Origin of the sequence: Paenisporosarcina sp. TG20, from assembly GCF_000286315.1 — a bacterium.
In the GTDB taxonomy this organism is placed as follows: Bacteria; Bacillota; Bacilli; order Bacillales_A; family Planococcaceae; genus Paenisporosarcina.
Window position 1 is genome coordinate 1 of the sequence record NZ_ALJG01000025.1, and the last position, 678, is coordinate 678.

The following is a 678-nucleotide window of genomic DNA, read 5'->3' on the forward strand; positions in this document are numbered from 1 at the left end:
AACGACTGTCCGGAATGTCCAACGAATTGCTTTTTAGAGCCACTAGGTGGATTAGTAAGTCCTTCACGTAATCAAGCAGATACTCGCGTATTTATGCTTTTGACAAAAGATGGGACACCGTTCAAAACTTTCTTCCGCGACAATGATGGCAGGTTCGATAGTGATTGTTTCTCTGTATTCTTCCGTGTCGAAGACGTATTCGACGGATGCTGTGCAACTCTTCGTGTATTAGAACCTTTAGATAGTGACCGCAAGGAAGTTGATTTATTAACTTGTGAAGGAACAAAATTAGACTTAAGAAAGATTTGTGAAGTGAGAAATTTCCGCCTTTCTAGTAGCTGTGTTACAGTTGACTTGAATTGCTTCTGCGGCATTGAATGCATTGCAGATGTATTTCTCGATGTTTGTTAATAAGTAATATACACATCAAGGATGCAAGTGTCTAAATCAGCTCGGCTACCTATGAATAGGAAGCCGAGCTTGATTTTTATATCGAGATAGTTTGTGAAAGACTGGTTTAAATCATGTACCTTTATTTTATAAAGATTTATTCTAGAGTTGGTCTAAAAAAAGAATTGAACACAAAAAAGCACCCATTTTGTGAGAATGGATGCTTTTTGTTAGCCTAAATTCGAATAGGTAGGACTTTACCTCGCCACCATATTTCTTGAATCTCTT

1 protein-coding gene is annotated in these 678 nt (G+C 37.6%); it reads left to right on the forward strand.

Going from position 1 to position 678, the window contains the following annotated elements; all coding sequences use genetic code 11:
- On the forward strand, positions 1 to 411 hold a 411-nt coding region (locus B371_RS0100125), incomplete at its 5' end, for a CotY/CotZ family spore coat protein (RefSeq protein WP_019412351.1).
- Positions 412 to 678: the final 267 nt, after the last annotated feature.